Source organism: Alteromonas sp. KC3 (assembly GCF_016756315.1).
GTDB lineage: Bacteria > Pseudomonadota > Gammaproteobacteria > Enterobacterales > Alteromonadaceae > Alteromonas.
This window is the reverse complement of the sequence record NZ_AP024235.1, coordinates 2871382-2888884: the sequence shown is the minus strand read 5'-3', so window position 1 is coordinate 2888884 and position 17503 is coordinate 2871382. Positions and strand designations below refer to the sequence as shown.

Below are 17503 nucleotides of genomic sequence, written 5' to 3'. Positions count from 1 at the left end.
ATAAATATTAACGTTGTCGCGTTAAAGCGACATCACATTTAAAAATACAACGTTATAAAATTATCAGGTATTTCTCATGAACCAGACCGTTACTGACCACTCTGTTTATCCGCATTTATTTCGTCCACTCGATCTAGGTTTTACGACGCTTAAAAATCGCGTGTTAATGGGCTCTATGCACACAGGCTTAGAAGAATTGCCAGACGGCCATAAGCGAATGGCGGCATTCTATGGTGAACGTGCCAGAGGTGGTGTTGGCCTTATCGTTACCGGTGGTATCGGCCCCAATGAAGAGGGCGCTACGCACCCTTCTACATTTCGATTAGATACTGACGAAGCAGTAAAAAATCACAAAGAAGTGACCGATGCCGTGCATATTGCTGGCGGCAAAATTTGCATGCAAATACTGCATACCGGTCGTTATGCGTACAGCCCAAAACTGGTTGCACCATCTGCAGTACAGGCGCCGATAAACCCATTTAAGCCTAAAGCACTTGAAGCAGACGAGATTGAAAAGCAAATTAAAGATTTCATTACTGCAGCGACTCAAGCGCAGCGCGCGGGTTACGACGGCGTTGAGATCATGGGCTCAGAAGGGTACTTCCTAAACCAGTTTATTGCTAAGCGCACCAACCACCGTGATGATGAATGGGGTGGTGAATATGAAAACCGTATTCGACTGCCTATCGAAGTGGTTCGCCGTGTACGCGAAGCGGTAGGTAAAAACTTTATCATTATTTATCGCCTATCAATGCTGGACTTGGTAGAAGGGGGCTCGACGTATGAAGAAGTGGTTCAGTTAGGTAAAGAGATTGAGCAAGCGGGTGCAACTATTATCAACACGGGTATTGGCTGGCATGAAGCGCGAATTCCTACTATTGCGACCAAGGTACCTCGTGCGGCCTTTACATGGGTAACGGCGAAATTTAGAGAAGCACTGTCTATCCCCGTAATTACGTCTAATCGTATTAACACGCCGGAGGTGGCTGAAGAAGTACTTGCCCGCGGCGATGCAGATATGGTTTCAATGGCGCGCCCTTTCTTAGCCGACCCAGAGTTTGTGCGCAAAGCGCAGCAAAATAAAGCAGATGAAATTAACACGTGTATCGGCTGTAACCAAGCCTGCTTAGATCACGTATTTAACGGCAAAATGACAAGCTGTTTGGTTAATCCTCGCGCCTGTCATGAGTTAGAAATTAACATTAAGCCTGCTGAAACGAAAAAGCGTGTCGCGGTTGTCGGTGCTGGACCTGCGGGGCTAGCGGCAGCAGTGACTTCAGCCCAGCGAGGCCATGACGTTGTTGTTTATGATGCAGCCAGTGAAATTGGTGGCCAATTTAATGTGGCTAAACAAATTCCAGGTAAAGAAGAGTTTTATGAGACGCTGCGTTATTTTGCCCGTCAGATAGAGCTTCACAAAAATATTACGCTTAAGCTCAATACCTATGTCGATGCCGCTGCGCTAAATGATGAAGGGTTTGACGAGGTGATGGTTGCAACAGGCATTAAACCACGTACGCCTGCTATCGAAGGTATCGAGCACGAAAAAGTACTGACTTACCTTGATGTATTAAAAGACAAAAAGCCGGTAGGCAACAAGGTAGCTATTATTGGCGCTGGTGGCATAGGGTTTGATACCGCTGAGTATTTATCTCACGGAAAAGAAACGCCAAGCCAAGATATTCCTGCGTTTATGAAAGAGTGGGGTATTGATATGACATTCTCTGCTCGTGCGGGAATTGAAGGTGTTAAACCTCAGCCAGAACCATCGCCACGAGAGATTTTCTTATTACAGCGTAAATCATCAAAAGTAGGCGCTGGGCTTGGTAAGACAACCGGATGGGCGCATCGCGCAGGATTATTGGCGAAAGGCGTTACTATGATCCCAGGTGTGTCGTACGACAAGATTGATGATGAAGGCTTACATATTACGGTAGATGGCAATAGCCAAGTATTACCCGTAGACAACATCATCATTTGTGCGGGTCAAGAACCAATGCGAGACATTGTTGAAGGCCTTAACATGCCATACCACTTGATAGGTGGGGCTGACGAAGCACTAGAGCTTGATGCTAAGCGCGCTATCGATCAAGGCACGCGAGTGTGCGCAGCGGTTTAATTGCCTAGTGCAAACGTGCGGTTAGAAATATAAGCGCCTTATCAATAGGTGCTTCAGCTTCATTGTAAACCCCTCTTTTTCGGAGGGGGTTATTTTATCTAGCAGCCGAAGGCTACTATTTTCTATGAAAATAACGAAACCAGACTTGTTTCAGTCTGTGATGGCAGCTTAGACCTGCTATTATCGTTTATTTTTGAGATAAACATGTCATACAGCAACACCCAAGACTTAGTTCAAGCAGTTACTAATTCCCCAGATACTATCGAATTTAACGATGTTGTTGCGCTTATCGATAGCGCATTTACTTTCACGCCCACTACTTTCACAAATGGTGATGTGTCAAACGAAGCAAACCAGAACAACGGCTCTTGCAAACTGCTCGCACTGGGTCAGCATTTAAACCTAAACCAAGCGCAAACGCTGGCCTTATTTGGACGTTTTTATCGATAAGATGTACTCAGTAACCCTAACGGCGACGACCATGCTAATATCCGCAACTTTATGAAAACGGGTCATGAAGGGGGGGCTTTTGAGACGTTTCCCTTAAAGGATGAGTAGTTATGACTACAACGCTTCACACACCAAAACAATAGACGCTTAAAAAGAATCACGTCAAACACCGCATATATTTCTTTGTGATTTGTTAAAAAAAGAAAACCATATCAGTGCAAATGTAAATTTGATGTATACATATGATGTTTGTTTATGTAGTATCAATTCGGTGTTTTTGAACTTGATAAATTGATGTACGTCGGCGCGCAGCATTTTGCAAATGAGGCTTAGCCAACGTGCTGTTAACCTGGGACTACATTATGAAACGTCAGTTTAAGGTTGCCGCTCTGGCTCCACTTATAATGATTGGTGCCGCGTGCACGCAGATAGAAATTACAGAAAGCAGTACTTCTTCAGTAAATCTAAGTCAGCAAGAGGGGGCAAAAAGCTCACTTGAAGCGACAGCTCGCGGCAAAATTAACGTACTTCAAACAATGATGGACGAAGCAAAGTCAAAAGGCATAGATGTAACGCGGGAAGAAGCCGTTGTTTGGTTTTCTAATGAGTTCCTAAAATTTGCAAATTGGGACGAAGCAAATCCTGAGGCTATAGAAGCTGCTTTTGGTTATGAACGACATTTTGCTCCTAATAAAGCACAGCTAGCAGCAGAACTTCCAGATTTCGAGCGCAGAAAGGTGATAGATATTCTTGACGCTGGCATAGAAGAATTAGGCAAAGAGCTTCGTGGCGAAATAAAACGTCGCCCAGTTGTTAAAGTTGACTGGCAAAACACTAAAGCTACTGAAGATATGTTTGTGAGCAACGGCAAGCCTATATTCTTATACGACTACTTTTCTAAGTCTGTAGGTCAGCCTTTGGGGCAGCCTGATATCTATAACGACTATTTAGGTGCACTTTATCACGGTGGCGAAAATCTTTATCCCGTTGATCATGACCGCGCTATCAACTCTTTTTTAGTTAAGGAAGACGGTACGTTTGATGAAGCTTTGCTAAAGGAACTTACAGACATTCCCGATGACAATATTGGCTACTTAGTTGCATGGCTGATGGGCATTCCTGAGTGGGTAGAAGCAAAAGAACCAGAAATTAGAAAAGGGCGATCGCTTTTTCAGGGGTTTGATTTGGATAACCCACTTGCCCGGGAAGTATGGAGCAAGATTCTTCGTAAAGCCTCCGAAGTGACCAAAGACAAAAAAGTCATTGAGCTAGGTTTTGTGCTTGCCAATGAGCCTCATTGGTATTCAGAAGCAGGCCACTGGACAGGTAACTACAAGGAAATGCAAGGAATCTCATCATACACGTTAGCTGAATTCCAAAAATGGCTCAATAAAAAATATAAAGGCAACGTAGCACAGCTCAACGATAACTGGGGAACTGAGTTTGCTAGCATCGACGATGTTGAGATAGAAATCCCTATCAATGCAGAGTTACGCGGAAAACCAATTTGGTTTGATTGGAATCGCTACAATATGCATCGAGCAACATCTTGGTTCACATTTATGCAAAATGAACTACATGCAGTAAACCCTGATGCAAACACCCACATAAAAATTTTTCCGCGTACGTTTTACGAAGATTCTCGCTCGCACGGTATAGACTTAGAAGCCTTAACCGAACTTACTACTATGATTGGGCATGATGCTAAAGCACTAGGGAGCCCAAGTATAAGACCACATATTTCCTCAGACTGGTGGGAAAAATACACTTATAAATGGGATGGTATGAGTATGATCCACGACTTTACAGAGTCGGTGTCGCCAAACAAAATCAACGTAAATTCAGAATCTCATTTCTTGTCGTCTGGTCAGTGGAAGGTAATGGACCCACGTGAAAGTTACGTGAGAAACGTATATTGGTTAGCCACGCTACAAGGGATGGATGCGAACATGGGCTGGTTTTGGATGCGCGATCCAGATGGTTCCCCCGAAGATCGTTTAGAAGGTGAACTTAACTTTTTCGACCCTGGTTTAGCGGGCGCGTTCGCAGGTTCAATTAATATGCAGCCTCACGTTTCTAACGAAGTAACGCAGGTCATGTTCGACTTAAATACCTACTCTGAAGAAATTATGGCGCTTAGAAAGCAGAATAGGCCGATACGTCTGTTCTACTCAGAAACGTCTGCTATCAACGTTAGTGACTACATGAGTACGCAAAGTAGGCTCTATAAGTCTATGTTTTTTGAGGGCTTCCCGCTTGGCTATGCCACTCAAAACATAATTGCAAAGCAAGATAACTCTGCGTGGGATACTATAGTGGTATACAAAACGCCAAACGTTACCGATGACGAGTTTGACGCGTTACAAGGATACTTAAATGCGGGGGGCTCTGTGGTAATAGATAGGCAGTCTCTTCGTTTTAATGAGTACGGGCAGCTTCGAAAAAACACCTTGAAGGCACATAAAGGTAGGCTAATAATACTTGATAAAGACGCTGACATAGAAAAGCTTCGTCAAACTGCATTAGCTGAAATAAAACTGAATAGTGAAAGAGATATTAAGTTTAAAATTGATAGCCCAGTTGAGCATAAGACTACAATCACGAGGGTGGTGAAAACAGACGACAATAAATACCTCGTAAATTTATTAAGCGTGGGTCATGAAGCTGTTCAAATTGGCCTTTCACATGAAAGTGGGAACAAGCTAAAGGTAACAGATTTGATAACAAGTAAAAGTATGAACAGCGTTTTTGAGCTAGGCTCGGAAGAAGTGTTATTACTTGAAGTTGAAGTAAAATAACCGCCTAGCTGTACTAACTCAACCTAGCGCCATATAAAGAAGCTGGTCAATTGACCGGCTTCTTTATTTAGTTCACCAACACCTCCTCAAATTTTTACATAAATATAAATTTACATCTTGTTAAAATAAACATCATATGTTTATATACATCCAACTTGATTTGTTAACGCAGTGTTGGAGATAGGTATGAAAGGTGTTTCTATAAAAGATGCGCTTTTATTTGCGGGATTTTCTCTGAGCCTAGTTGCTCAGTCAGTTAGTGCACAAGAAACGGTGCAGTCTGAAAAAGAAGAGAAAGATGTTGAGGTGATTTTGGTATCGGCACAGAAGCGTGAGCAAGCGCTTAAAGAAGTTCCTGTATCAATTGAAGTTATTCAAGGAGACCTGTTAGAGCGTTATAACGTTCAAGATGGTTTTGATCTTATCAAATACCTCCCTGGTTTCGGCATCGATGATAGCACTGAAATTCGTACTACAACATTGAAAACCCGTGGTATAGGCACTTTCACCAACTCTATCGGCCTGCAGTCTTCTAACCTTGTTGTTATTGATGGGGAAGTGTTACCTCGCCAATCAATGTTAAACCTTAGCGTTTCTGACCTACAGCGTGTAGAGGCTTTGCGTGGCCCGCAAGGCACGCTTTTTGGCCAGAATACCTCTACAGGCCTTTTGCACTATGTAACTAAAAAGCCTAACCTTGCAGAATTTGGGGGGAAGGCAAGGTTAGAAATAACCCAAGACAATGGAGTAGAAGTTAGCGGGCACGTTAACGCACCGATAAACGACAATTGGGCAATGCGTGTAAATGCGCAATATGAAACCATCGACGGATGGATTGAAAATACGATGCCTGGCGCCGAAGATTACGATATCGGTGAAGTCGATGCTTATGGGCTTAGAGGCCAGCTTTTGTATGACAACGGTTTAGATCTAGAAGTCTTGTTGAGAACAGAATATTCAGAACGAGAGACTAACTGCTGTGCCTTTACTCGAATTGGAGGAATAAATCCTGACTTCGGTCCACGGCCAATTATCAATGTTCGCGATGATGGTACTATTGAAGGAACCACTTACAACCGCGTGAATCCAGAGTCTTTTTTTGAAGAGGCTGGGAACCCCGTGACAGCGCGTAATCCTGAAGCCAACTATGGAGAGACTACTAATGCTGGCGCTTCTATAGAGGTTAATTATGATATAAGTGAAGACAAGACACTTTCTTATATAGGCTCATATCGCGACTTCGAGCTTTTCAATAGCTCTGGCTTCTTCACTGTTAACTTTCCTGTGGAGCGTTCTGCGTTTGGTGGAAATGAATCCGTTGAAGTCATTCAACAAGAAATTCGCCTGAGTTCGTTCGGTAACGAAAAGCTCGACTGGATAGTTGGTCTTTTCTTTCATGATACAAAGGGCCAGCGTTCTGAAACCCGAGACGGTTGTATCGCAGGTCGTCGAGGGTTAATCGAAAATGGTGTACTTGCAGGTTGCTACTCAGGTCCGTCAACCAATGCGTTTTTAGCTAATTATGCTGAAACAGGCATAGATGACCGATCATTATTGGAGCCTAGTCGATTGCTAAATGGTGGTGACTTCACGACTCAATTCACCAACTACGCTATTTTTGGTCAGCTAGAATATCAAATAACAGATGAATTGGACGCTACTTTCGGTTTTAGAGCTCTGAAAGAAGAAGGTGAAGCTAGCTTCTCTCGAACTGACCTAAGGACTCCCCAAGATGGTGTTGGTCTCGATACCTATGAAGAAGTTTTTGTTCGTGCACTACAAGATGAAAGCTTGTTTATAAACCGTACAGAGCCGACTAAGTTTTCCGACTCTGACACCCATGTTATATATAAAGCGGTATTGGGGTATGATTTTTCCGATGATTTCCGTGGTTATGTAAATTATTCAACAGGTTATAAAGGTTCATCGTATTTCGTTACCAGTAATACTAACCCAGACGATGTAGATAATTTCCCTACTAAGCCTGAGCAGTCTACCAACTTCGAAATTGGCGTAAGATCAAGTTTCTTGGACAATCGTTTGTTGTTCAACTTAACCTATTTCGATATGCGTGTTGAGGACTATCAAGTTCGTGCCGTAAGGATTCTCGACGAAGACGAAGGCAATACTTTTGCAGGCTATGTAAATGCAGAAGAGGCTCGATCTCATGGTTTTGAGGCAGATATGATTTTGGATATCACCGAGTCGCTTCGCTTTATTACTAGCTACGCTAATTACGAAGCGGTTTATGAAGATTTTTCCAATGCGCCGGTAAATTGTCCTCGTAGCGGGACCGATCGCTCCGGTGGTAATTTAGCCGACCGTTGTTCTGAGGTAGCAGGTGCTCCGCGCTTAGATTTGAGTGGCTTACCGTTCCCGAACAACGCCGAAGAGCAATTTTTAGGTACGCTTGAGCAAAAATACGAGCTAGGTAGTTGGGATGGAAATGTTCGTATTGTTTATCGGTATGAAGGTGAAGCAACGCAGACAGTCAACGAACTTGCTTTTGATCAACGCTCAAATCCATCGTACGGCATATGGGATGCGTTTGTTGGTATTGGAAAAGATAATTTACGGTTCAACGTTTTCGTGAGAAACGTACTTGATAAAGAATACACAACCCGCAGAAACACAAACACTGAAGGCTTTGGTAGCGGGTTCTATCCTCGTGATTACTCTCGCTTTATCGGTGGAAGCGTGACCTATACTTTCTAGTAGATAAAAAACAACGAAAAAAGCCTGATTCATCAGGCTTTTTCGCTCTATAAGAGATTACTTTTTAAAGATGTTAGGTGAGAGTGGTCAACTGGACTGTCGTTTTACTAGCGTTGGCCGAAAATCACGAGTACGTATTTTCCCTTTTCCTATTCGATACACTACTTCGTTCAACATTTGGTTGAATGGGTATTGAACTGTGGTTAACTTCGGGTAGCTCAAAGTAGATATCATATGGTTGCCGAAACCTATTACTGATATCTCGTGAGGAATCCTGAGTCCCATCGTTTTGAGGGCGTTAATTACACCATAGGCCGCAAAGTCGTTCTCAGTGATAATGAAGTCGGCCCTTTTGAATAAAGCATCATTTTCAGTAACTAAGTCGAAAGCACTATCTATGTCAGACTTTGTTAAAGACAAGGTTTCAACTTCCAATGGTCCTTTGTGACTACTAAGAGTTCCGATAATCCCAGAAAAGCGCTGGGCACTGGCATGATTGAACAGTACTGAATAGACAACTATTCCAAATCGCCCACCATTTCTAAGGGCTTCTTCAGCTTGTAGTATACCTGCGTCTAAATGATTAAAGTTAACACTCTGAAAGGACGAAGAGGCCAATTGACGGTCAATACAATAAAGATAGGGTAGCTTTTTCACCCAGTAATTGAGCTTTTGCGCAGAACTTCTAGAATGGCAAAGCACAATCCCAGGGCATCCGAGAGCGTCTAATTCTTCAATTCGCGCTTTTTCTTCATCTTCCGAATGTGCCGTTTGTGCTAAGTAGGGTGGGAGTGGGGGGCCATTATTGGCTTGACTTAAACCATTGAACTCATGACAGTCAAACGAGAAATGCGGATAAATAACACCTATTGATGAAGCACGACTTTTCACCAAATCTCTGGCATACGCATTCGGTTTAAAGTTCAAACTGTCTATTAGTTGTTGGATTTTAGTCTTGGTCGAGCTTTTTACTTTTCCATTTTCATTGATAACCCGAGAAACTGTTGCAATCGAAACGTTTGCTAGTTTCGCTATGTCTTTAATAGTTACGGGGTGGGTAATCATATACATCTACCTTTCAAAAGCACTGATCATTAAAACATAATACAAAACGGTATATCCACTTAGTTAACATGCACTGAAGTCGCTAAAAGAAGCGCTAGCACTTCTTTGTTTACATTAATTTAACAACCAGATTCATATAGAAGCAAACATATTATGTTATAGAATATATTATGTATTGGAGCAAGATCTTTAAAGCCCCTATACCGAAATTGCTTGAGGACTTTTTCTTTCATAGACGCGAATTAGCCTGTGGCGTCGTAGCAATAAGCATTAACCGTTGCGTCACGTAGCATTATGAAAAACGAAACGTTAACAAAACGTTTATATTCAGGTTGCAGAAACCCTGGTTTAAACATACTATGTTTATATTGGTAGTATATTTTGAATGAGGAAGTTGTGAGGTTACCCATTAGATTTAGCTCATCGAGCGTGAATGTTTCTTTTTTCGCCCTTGTTGCCGCATTTGGTGGCTTCGTATTTGGGCTTGATGCAGCAAATATATCAGGCGCACTCAGGTTTGTAAGCGCAGAGTTTGAATTAGATTCAATGCAACAAGGTACGCTTGTAGGCTGTGCACTGCTTGGTGTTATTCTCGCTCTTTTCTTTACAGGCACACTGTGTGAAAAGTTCGGGAGAGCAAGAATATTGCTCGCTATCGGTTTTACCTACTCGCTGTCTTCTCTGTTGTCTGCATTCGCGGTGAGTTATGAAATGCTTCTTGTGGGCCGTTTTATAGGCGGAGTGGCGTTCGCATCAATCACGGTTTCTGCCATGTATATTGGAGAAATTGCTCCTGCGCACCAACGAGGCAAATTCGTTTCAATTAATCAGTTTATGATTGGACTCGGTCTGCTATGTGCCTTTGTAGTTAACTACATTCTTGTTAAATCACTTCCTACATCTACTTGGTTAACTAACGAAAATATTTGGCGCGTTATGTTGGGCGCTGAGCTGATTGCCAACGCGATTTGGATTGCCCTAATTTGGTGTATTCCTGAGTCGCCTCGATGGCTAGCTAAAAAGGGAAAAGACAACGAAGCATTGTTTGTTTTCGAAGTTATTGCCTCTGGTGAAAAGGCGACAGCGTTATTAAAAGATGTAAAGCGTTCACTTACTAGCAATAGTGAACTAGACACCCTTTCTCAACTTAAAGCGCTCTTTAGTCCTGGGCTTCGTTTTGTCGTATTTATCGCAGTTGCGTACGCATTCGTTCAAGGGGCGACTGGCATGAACGCAGTACTGTTCTTCGCGCCAATGGTGTTTGAACAAATTGGTATGAGTGTCGAAGATACTTTCATGCAAACTATTTCTACAGGTGTAGTAGGGCTTGCTGCAACGCTTGTTGCTATTGGGTTTGTTGAAAAGCTTGGTAGAAGGACACTTACCATAGCGGGTCTTTTACTCGTAGTTGTTGCTCACGGTTCAACGTTCTTAGGGTTTAAACAAGCAAGCTATGAATTTAGCGAGACTGCTATGGCTGAGCTTACGTCACATTTTGAGCAAAATGCTTTACCCGTAATGTCGCTATTGCCGTTTACCGGAGAAAGTTTCGATAGCGATGTGGAATTGAAAACTGAACTAACCAAACACTTTGATAAAAAGACACTGCCGTTGGTAAGTGGCACTATTATCGAAAAAACAATTATCGGTGTTAATGCACCACTCGTCTTATTCGGTATTTTTGCATTCCTTGCTGCATTTAATTTATCAATAGGACCCATTATGTGGGTGATATTCTCAGAGATTTTTCCTAATAAGGTACGTAGTGTGGCGCTACCTTTCGCTGCACTTGTTCAAACTATTTCATCGTGGTCAATTCAACAGTTTTTCCCTTGGCAACTAGATAACATGGGCGTAGCAAACATCTTTTTACTGTATGCCGGTATTGGTTTATTTGGCCTAGTGGTTATGTACCTTTATCTACCTGAGACAAAGGGGAAAACGATAGAAGCGCTAGAACTCGAGCTAACAAATCAAAATGTGTTAGGGGCTAAGTGATTTAGATGAACAACAACAGCATAGCCACGTTTGTCGTCGACTGGGGCACAAGTAACTTCCGGCTTTTTGGATTAGATAGTAATGGGGCATTAATTGACACCATAGAGGCGCCTTTGGGCCTTCTACAAATAAAAGAGGGTAAGTTCGCTGAAGCATTAGAGCCGAAATTAAAAGCAATGACATCAAGCTACCATCATATCCCAGTACTAATGGCCGGGATGGTTGGCTCTGCGTCGGGATGGAAAGAAGTGCCTTATGTTGCAGCACCAGCATCAGTATCTGATGTTGCGCATAATGCGGTTCGTTTTGAGCTACCCTGGGGGGCGCTAGCTAGAATTTTACCTGGAGTGAGCTATAGGTCAGCTGAACTCTATTGCGACGTTATGCGTGGTGAGGAAGTCCAGGTGTTTGGTTTACCACTGCTTACCGATTCAAACAATATGCGCGTTGTACTGCCGGGTACTCACAGTAAGCATGTCGATATTAAAAGCGGTGCTATCTCAAGCTTTTCTACATATTTCACAGGTGAGCTTTACGCTTTACTAAGTCACTATTCATCAGTAAAGCCGCCATTACCAGCACAGGAAGTTATTAATGAAGGTGCATTTATAAAGGGGGTGAAAAGGACTGCTGAGGGGGCTTTGCTCAATGACATCTTTTCTGCCCGAGCGCTTAGGCTATTTGGAGAATTAGCCGATCACGAAGTGGCTGATTACCTGTCTGGAATTTTGATTGGTAATGAACTTCACAGCTCGACACAAAGAAATATCTACTTGGTCGGCGGCAAAGCATTGTGTGCACGGTATGAGTTGGCTGCTAGAGAGTTGCAAATAGAAACATACACGTTTTCTGGGAACAACTGCTTCCTTAATGGCATAGCAAGAATTATCAAGGAGATTGAGAATGAACAGTGAAAAGGCCGCTGAAGTACCTCTTATTGCCATTTTGCGGGGCGTAACACCTCAGAAAATTTTGGATGTCGCAAACGTACTCGTGACGACAGGATTTACCAAAATAGAAGTTCCCTTGAACAGCCCTAATGCGCTTGAAAGTATACGTTTACTTATTAATGAGTACGGTACTAAAAACTTCGAATTAGGTGCAGGAACGGTAACGAGATTGGATTTGGTTGAACAAGTGTTAGATACCGGTGCAAATCTTGTAGTAACACCGAATTGCAATGTAGAAGTCATTAAAACAGCTGTTGATGCTGGGTGTGTTACCTATCCTGGTGTTATAACCCCTACCGAAGCATTTAACGCTGTGCATGCAGGGGCAACCAATTTGAAATTATTTCCAATCTCCATGGTAGGCTTGGGGGGGATGAGCGCGATAAAAAGCGTTTTGCCGCCAAATATATCGTTGTTTCCCGTTGGCGGTATTGACGCAACTTCTGAGTCCATGTCTCCTTATTTGAGCTGCGGAGCTAAAGGTTTTGGTTTAGGTTCACAGCTTTATAAGCCGTCTATGGCTTTAGAGGAAGTTAGACAGAAAGCGAAAATGTTCGTGAAAACATATAAAGCACTGTCAAGCGAACAAGGCGCTTAAATCTCTGCTTAATTGCATTTCCTTACGCTAGGACATTTTTTCGGTAGTGAGTTACGATAATACACTTGGTCTTTGCAGTAGTTTAATATAATGTTGAGGAGATATACGCATATCGTAGTGGTCTAGAGAATTTGCCTTGCGGTGGATGCTAAAGGTTAACCTAAGAGTTCATTGGCTACAACAATAAGCTGGCGTAAATACAACTGATGGCTCAAAGACCCTAGCGCAATGGCGTGACTCAACTAAAGGTGTTATGATTTAGATTGTCATATGTTTAATGTAATCGGGTTCGATTAAATGAATGAATTAGTTTATTACGACTTAAAACGCGCTGCTAAAATGACGCCAAGCCTGTCTGTGCAAGTGGCGAAAGAAATTGGCCGTCGTATCGTTGCTGGTTCTCTAGAGCCAGGTACTTTGTTAGAAGAGGAAAACTCGCTTGCAGAGCGTTATCAGGTTAGCCGCGTAGTTATTCGCGATGCGGTAAAGATTCTGGTTGGCAAAGGGCTTTTGGATGTCAGACGTGGGATTGGCACTAAAGTTCGCCCGCGTAGCGAGTGGATATTGTTAGATGATGACGTGCTTGCTTGGCATATCACAGCGCCACCTAATGAACACTTCATTAGTCAGTTAATGGATGTAAGGCTAGCATTTGAGCCTAAAGCCGCGCGTTGGGCTGCTGAACGTGCTGACCCTGAAGCACTTAAAGAAATTGAAGATGCTGTTATTCGGATGGAGCAAGAGTCAGGTTCTTTAGAAAAGTTCATTGTTGCTGATGCTTTATTTCACCAAGCGGTATTACGTGCTGCACACAATGAGTTTTTGACCGCTATGGAGGGTATGATTTACTCGGCCCTGCTAGTAAGTGTTCGCATTACTAACCAAGATCCTCGTAAAAACAGCGACTCAGTTAAATTTCATAGAGATGTTTATGAAATGATTGCAAGCGGGGACGGAGAGGGTGCAGAGGCCCTTACAGAGAAACTTCTCAAAGATGCTATTAGAAGGTTGAAAGAGGCTTTCGGCGATAGCTTCAGAGAAGAATAAGGAAATTAAAATTGATAAAACCAGTGCCTATTTTCTATAGCCACTGGTTTTCTGTTTTAAAGGGCTATAAAAGCCGTAGTTAACCTCATTAAATCTAGCCACACTCTCGCTTTCAAATATAATGCTCAAATAACATACTAAGTTATGCGCGCTATCTCATTCCAGCTTCACTTTAAGTAACTTTTCATTAACAAGCGCTCAAGTTTGCTTTACATTTAAACATAATATGTTTAAATTCGTTATACTATTTAGTGCGTTCATTCGAATTCGCGTAGATTAGGTAACTATTTTGGAATTAACTGTGTGATGTGATTCAAAGCAAAATGTCTGGTTAGTAGTGATAAATGCGCTTTAGAAAGCAAGCTAACACATAGCATTCTCCGGAGGTTGTCCAAGCGGATATGGGCAAATGCAATCAATTGATATCAGCATTCAAAGAGGTGAAGTAAATGCCACTATCAACACTCTTTAAAAAAACAATGTGTGTGGTCTTAGGCAGCATGCTTGGTTTTAGTGTGAGTCAAAGCGCAGTAGGCGCATCTTCAATGAAAACTATACCCGTTACAGAAGTAACCGGCACTGAGAAGCGTGCCAACGTGCTTGTCTTGATGTTCGATGATATGCGTTTCGATACGTTTTCTTACAGAGGAGGGCCGGTGGATACGCCTAATATTGACGCGCTGGCAGCTGAAAGTACCCGTTTCGATAATGCGATGTCGACTACGGGTCTTTGTTCACCTTCTCGTGCTGCGTTTTATACAGGGAAATGGGGACACAAAACTGGTCTTGATGACAACGTAGAGCTTTATCATACCCGTTTAGCAGAGTTAGATTTAAACGAAGGTGGGCTCATCAAAAAAGCATCTGAGGCAGGATATCTTGTCGGCCACGTAGGAAAGTGGCACCTCGGTGCACGAGGTACTGAGCTTCGCGGTGCTGAAATAGACTTGGCACACGGCCATGAACCAAGGGAACGTTTTACACGAGTTTTTACGCCTAGAGGAAAAGTTAAGCAAGTTGAGGGTTATTATGAAGGTAAACTCGATTCAAACGGCGAAAAACATGAGTATTACAGAACTCTTCTTGGTTCCTATGAGGATACTGAAGCCTATAAAAAAGTGGTAGCAGGTAAGAAAATGCTTTCGCAAATGGCAAATGATGAACGTCCGTTTTTCGGTGTTATCAGTTTCAATCAACCTCATCCTGCCTATCGCGTACCTGAACCTTACGCCAGTATGTTTAACCCATCAGAACTCGAGCTTCCAAGTAATCATCTCGTCAAACGCATTAACAAGCCTATGGCGCAAGGTGCAGTCTGGTGGCCTTGGCATGATGTGGGTCATATGAGTGATATGGACTGGCGAAAAGCACGCGCGCATTATTACGGTGCTATCGCCATGGTGGATCGGATTATTGGTGAGTTAATTCAACAGGCGAAAGAAGAAGGCATTTACGATGACCTACACATTGTATTGTTGGGCGATCAAGGTTCTATGCTTGGTGAGCATACGCTTTATGACAAAGGGCCCTATGCTTATGACGAGCTCATGCGAATGCCGCTTCTCATTAAGGACCCTGATATTGCACCTAGGGTGGTTAAGCGCCAAGTATCGCTGATAGATGTAACGCCAACCTTAACTGAAATGATGCATTTGGAAACAGAAGAAGACTACGATGGTCATAGCTTAATTCCGCTCATGTTAGAAGGTGATAAAGCGGAAGAAGGGCAGGCTGATACAGCACTTTACGCCTATGAGTGGTACAACGGGTCATGGTTCGGTATACGTGCAATTCGCACACCCGAATACAAATTTGTATGGAACCCTGGTGAAAATCTAGATGAACTTTACGACCTTAAAAAAGACCCTGGTGAGGTCGCCAACCTTATCAACGATCAGCGTTATGCGAACGTGCGCTCAGATATGGTTAAGCTACTGATTTCGGAACTAAAGCGCACTGAAGACCCAGCATTAACAAAATTAGAATATCACGCTAATCACTATTTAAAGGACGCCAGATATGAAAAAACAAGTCACTAAGCTTTTAGCGGCACTGAGCTTCTTATCCGCGCTGCCTGCTGTAGCGATAGAAGCAGAAAGGCCAAATATTTTGGTTATTATAACCGACGACCAAGGTTACGCTGATGTTGGTTATCACGGCTTCGACAATGACGTTAAAACCCCCAGTTTGGATACCCTTGCCAACGAAGGAGTGCGGTTCAGTTCAGGTTATGTAGCACACCCATTTTGTGGACCAAGTAGAACTGCGCTTATGACAGGGCGCTACCCTCATAAAATTGGTGCTGATTTCAATCTTCCGGTCGATGGTTCGAGTACGGGAATTGATACTAATGAAATATTTATTAGTAAAGCATTGCAGCAGGTTGGTTATCATACAGGCGCCATTGGTAAGTGGCATCTAGGTGAGGAAGCACCTTATCAGCCAAATAGTAGAGGCTTCGACGAGTTTTATGGTTTTTTAGGTGGTGGTCATAAGTTCTTCCCAGATCAATATCGTGCTCAATATGAAAAGGCCAAAGCATCGGGTGTTAAACGTTTTAACGATTACATTACGCCACTAATGCGTAACACAAAAGAAGTGCGAGAAACCGAATACTTGACCGATGCATTTACTCGAGAAGCAGTTGATTTTATTGATAGGTCGGGACAGAACAAGCAGCAGCCTTTCTTTTTGTATTTAGCGTACAACGCGCCGCACGTACCGTTAGAAGCGAAAGAAGAAGACCTCGCTCTCTTTTCGCATATTAAAGATAAAAAGCGTCGTACGTATCTGGCCATGGTTTACGCCGTAGACCGCGGGATTGCGGAAATAGTGGAAACACTTAAAAAGACAAAACAATATGACAATACGCTGATCGTCTTTGTCAGTGACAACGGTGGTAAGCGCAAATGGGGAGGGGTCAATCTACCCTTGCAAGAAGGAAAAGGTAGTGCAAGAGAAGGCGGGCATCGCGTACCTATGTTTTTTCACTGGCCAAAAGGTTTGAAAGGCGGTAAACAGTACGATGCACCAGTTTCAACGTTAGATTACTACCCAACATTTCTGGCGCTTGCTCAAAGTGAGGCTCCAAGAAGTAAAAAGCTCGATGGTAAAAACATTCTTCCCCACATTATTGATAACACAAGTGCTCGCGAAGGGGAGAGTTTGTTTATAATGCGACACCGTAAAGGTGCGCACGATGTTTCTGTTCGTCGTGATGACTTCAAAGCGGTTCGCACTACCTCAACGGGAGGTTGGAAACTGTTTGATGTTGCTAAAGATATTGGCGAAACCAATGACTTAAGTGCGCAATACCCGCAGCTTTTAGCTGATATGGTTAAAGATGCTGGTCATTGGGCATGGTCGAACAAACCTCCCCAATGGTTCCATATTCATAAGGAAGGAGACGAGTGGCGCAGTGAAGATATGCCGCGTTACGGTGAAACCTTTGAGTTAGATTAACGTTTTTAATGTTTGCCCAACCAAAAAACAGACGTCTAGATACGTCTGTTTTTTGGTGCACTCGATTTGCAAAACGTTTACAACATTTATTTTATTGCGAGTGATTCGTATATGAATCTAGCGACAAAGTTACTGGCCCGGCTTTTCGTTTGAATTATTTGGTAGCCAAAATGAAAAGTTAATTTCTACTAGCTTCAGCTGAAACTACTTTGGGAACGCAAGTGAGAGAAGAGGTTCTAGAACGGCTAATGCAACAAGCATAGAGTCGAGTGCCTCTGAAAAAGTTGAGCTATAAGGACAA

Annotated in this window: 10 protein-coding genes and 1 pseudogene; 10 read left to right on the top strand and 1 reads right to left on the bottom strand. The window is 42.9% G+C overall.

Annotated elements, in window-relative coordinates:
• Positions 1–76: 76 nt before the first annotated feature.
• The 4 genes and pseudogenes from JN178_RS12830 to JN178_RS12815 all read left to right on the top strand — a co-directional run bounded on the left by JN178_RS12830 (position 77) and on the right by JN178_RS12815 (position 8082).
• Complete coding sequence (locus JN178_RS12830; protein ID WP_202261909.1) at positions 77–2119, top strand: NADPH-dependent 2,4-dienoyl-CoA reductase; 2043 nt, start codon at positions 77–79, stop codon at positions 2117–2119.
• A 204-nt stretch (positions 2120–2323) separates the two neighbouring features.
• A pseudogene (locus JN178_RS12825) lies at positions 2324–2677 on the top strand (HopJ type III effector protein).
• Positions 2678–2931: 254 nt separating this feature from the next.
• Complete coding sequence (locus JN178_RS12820; RefSeq protein WP_202261908.1) at positions 2932–5367, top strand: glycoside hydrolase family 42; 2436 nt, start codon at positions 2932–2934, stop codon at positions 5365–5367.
• Positions 5368–5553: 186 nt separating this feature from the next.
• Positions 5554–8082, top strand: coding sequence for a TonB-dependent receptor (locus JN178_RS12815; RefSeq protein ID WP_202261907.1), 2529 nt, complete (start codon positions 5554–5556; stop codon positions 8080–8082).
• A gap of 87 nt (positions 8083–8169) precedes the next feature.
• Here the strand turns inward: JN178_RS12815 and JN178_RS12810 are convergent, their stop codons facing one another.
• Positions 8170–9147, bottom strand: a complete 978-nt coding sequence (locus JN178_RS12810; protein ID WP_202261906.1) for a LacI family DNA-binding transcriptional regulator — start codon at positions 9145–9147, stop codon at positions 8170–8172.
• A gap of 429 nt (positions 9148–9576) precedes the next feature.
• On the opposite strand from JN178_RS12810, the gene JN178_RS12805 reads away from it, so the two are divergent.
• The 6 genes from JN178_RS12805 to JN178_RS12780 all read left to right on the top strand — a co-directional run bounded on the left by JN178_RS12805 (position 9577) and on the right by JN178_RS12780 (position 17202).
• A complete protein-coding gene (locus JN178_RS12805; protein ID WP_232369567.1) occupies positions 9577–11145 on the top strand; it encodes an MFS transporter in 1569 nt (522 codons plus the stop codon).
• Positions 11146–11150: 5 nt separating this feature from the next.
• Complete coding sequence (locus JN178_RS12800; protein WP_202261905.1) at positions 11151–12059, top strand: 2-dehydro-3-deoxygalactonokinase; 909 nt, start codon at positions 11151–11153, stop codon at positions 12057–12059.
• A complete protein-coding gene (locus tag JN178_RS12795) occupies positions 12049–12693 on the top strand; it encodes a 2-dehydro-3-deoxy-6-phosphogalactonate aldolase (RefSeq protein WP_202261904.1) in 645 nt (214 codons plus the stop codon). The genes JN178_RS12800 and JN178_RS12795 overlap by 11 nt, the downstream gene beginning before the upstream one ends.
• 297 nt (positions 12694–12990) lie before the next feature.
• A complete protein-coding gene (locus tag JN178_RS12790) occupies positions 12991–13740 on the top strand; it encodes a FadR/GntR family transcriptional regulator (RefSeq protein WP_202261903.1) in 750 nt (249 codons plus the stop codon).
• A gap of 449 nt (positions 13741–14189) precedes the next feature.
• Positions 14190–15779, top strand: coding sequence for a sulfatase-like hydrolase/transferase (locus JN178_RS12785; RefSeq protein WP_232369566.1), 1590 nt, complete (start codon positions 14190–14192; stop codon positions 15777–15779).
• Positions 15760–17202 carry a sulfatase-like hydrolase/transferase gene (locus JN178_RS12780; protein WP_202261902.1) on the top strand — a complete coding sequence of 481 codons (1443 nt, stop codon included), beginning with the start codon at positions 15760–15762 and terminating at the stop codon, positions 17200–17202. Before JN178_RS12785 ends, JN178_RS12780 begins: the two co-directional genes overlap by 20 nt.
• Positions 17203–17503: the final 301 nt, after the last annotated feature.

Coding starts and splice junctions, on each gene's coding strand:
- JN178_RS12810 (WP_202261906.1), bottom strand. CDS start 9,147: ATGATTACCCACCCCGTAACTATTAAAGACATAGCGAAACTAGCAAAC.
- JN178_RS12830 (WP_202261909.1), top strand. CDS start 77: ATGAACCAGACCGTTACTGACCACTCTGTTTATCCGCATTTATTTCGT.
- JN178_RS12780 (WP_202261902.1), top strand. CDS start 15,760: ATGAAAAAACAAGTCACTAAGCTTTTAGCGGCACTGAGCTTCTTATCC.
- JN178_RS12795 (WP_202261904.1), top strand. CDS start 12,049: ATGAACAGTGAAAAGGCCGCTGAAGTACCTCTTATTGCCATTTTGCGG.
- JN178_RS12785 (WP_232369566.1), top strand. CDS start 14,190: ATGCCACTATCAACACTCTTTAAAAAAACAATGTGTGTGGTCTTAGGC.
- JN178_RS12815 (WP_202261907.1), top strand. CDS start 5,554: ATGAAAGGTGTTTCTATAAAAGATGCGCTTTTATTTGCGGGATTTTCT.
- JN178_RS12820 (WP_202261908.1), top strand. CDS start 2,932: ATGAAACGTCAGTTTAAGGTTGCCGCTCTGGCTCCACTTATAATGATT.
- JN178_RS12800 (WP_202261905.1), top strand. CDS start 11,151: ATGAACAACAACAGCATAGCCACGTTTGTCGTCGACTGGGGCACAAGT.
- JN178_RS12790 (WP_202261903.1), top strand. CDS start 12,991: ATGAATGAATTAGTTTATTACGACTTAAAACGCGCTGCTAAAATGACG.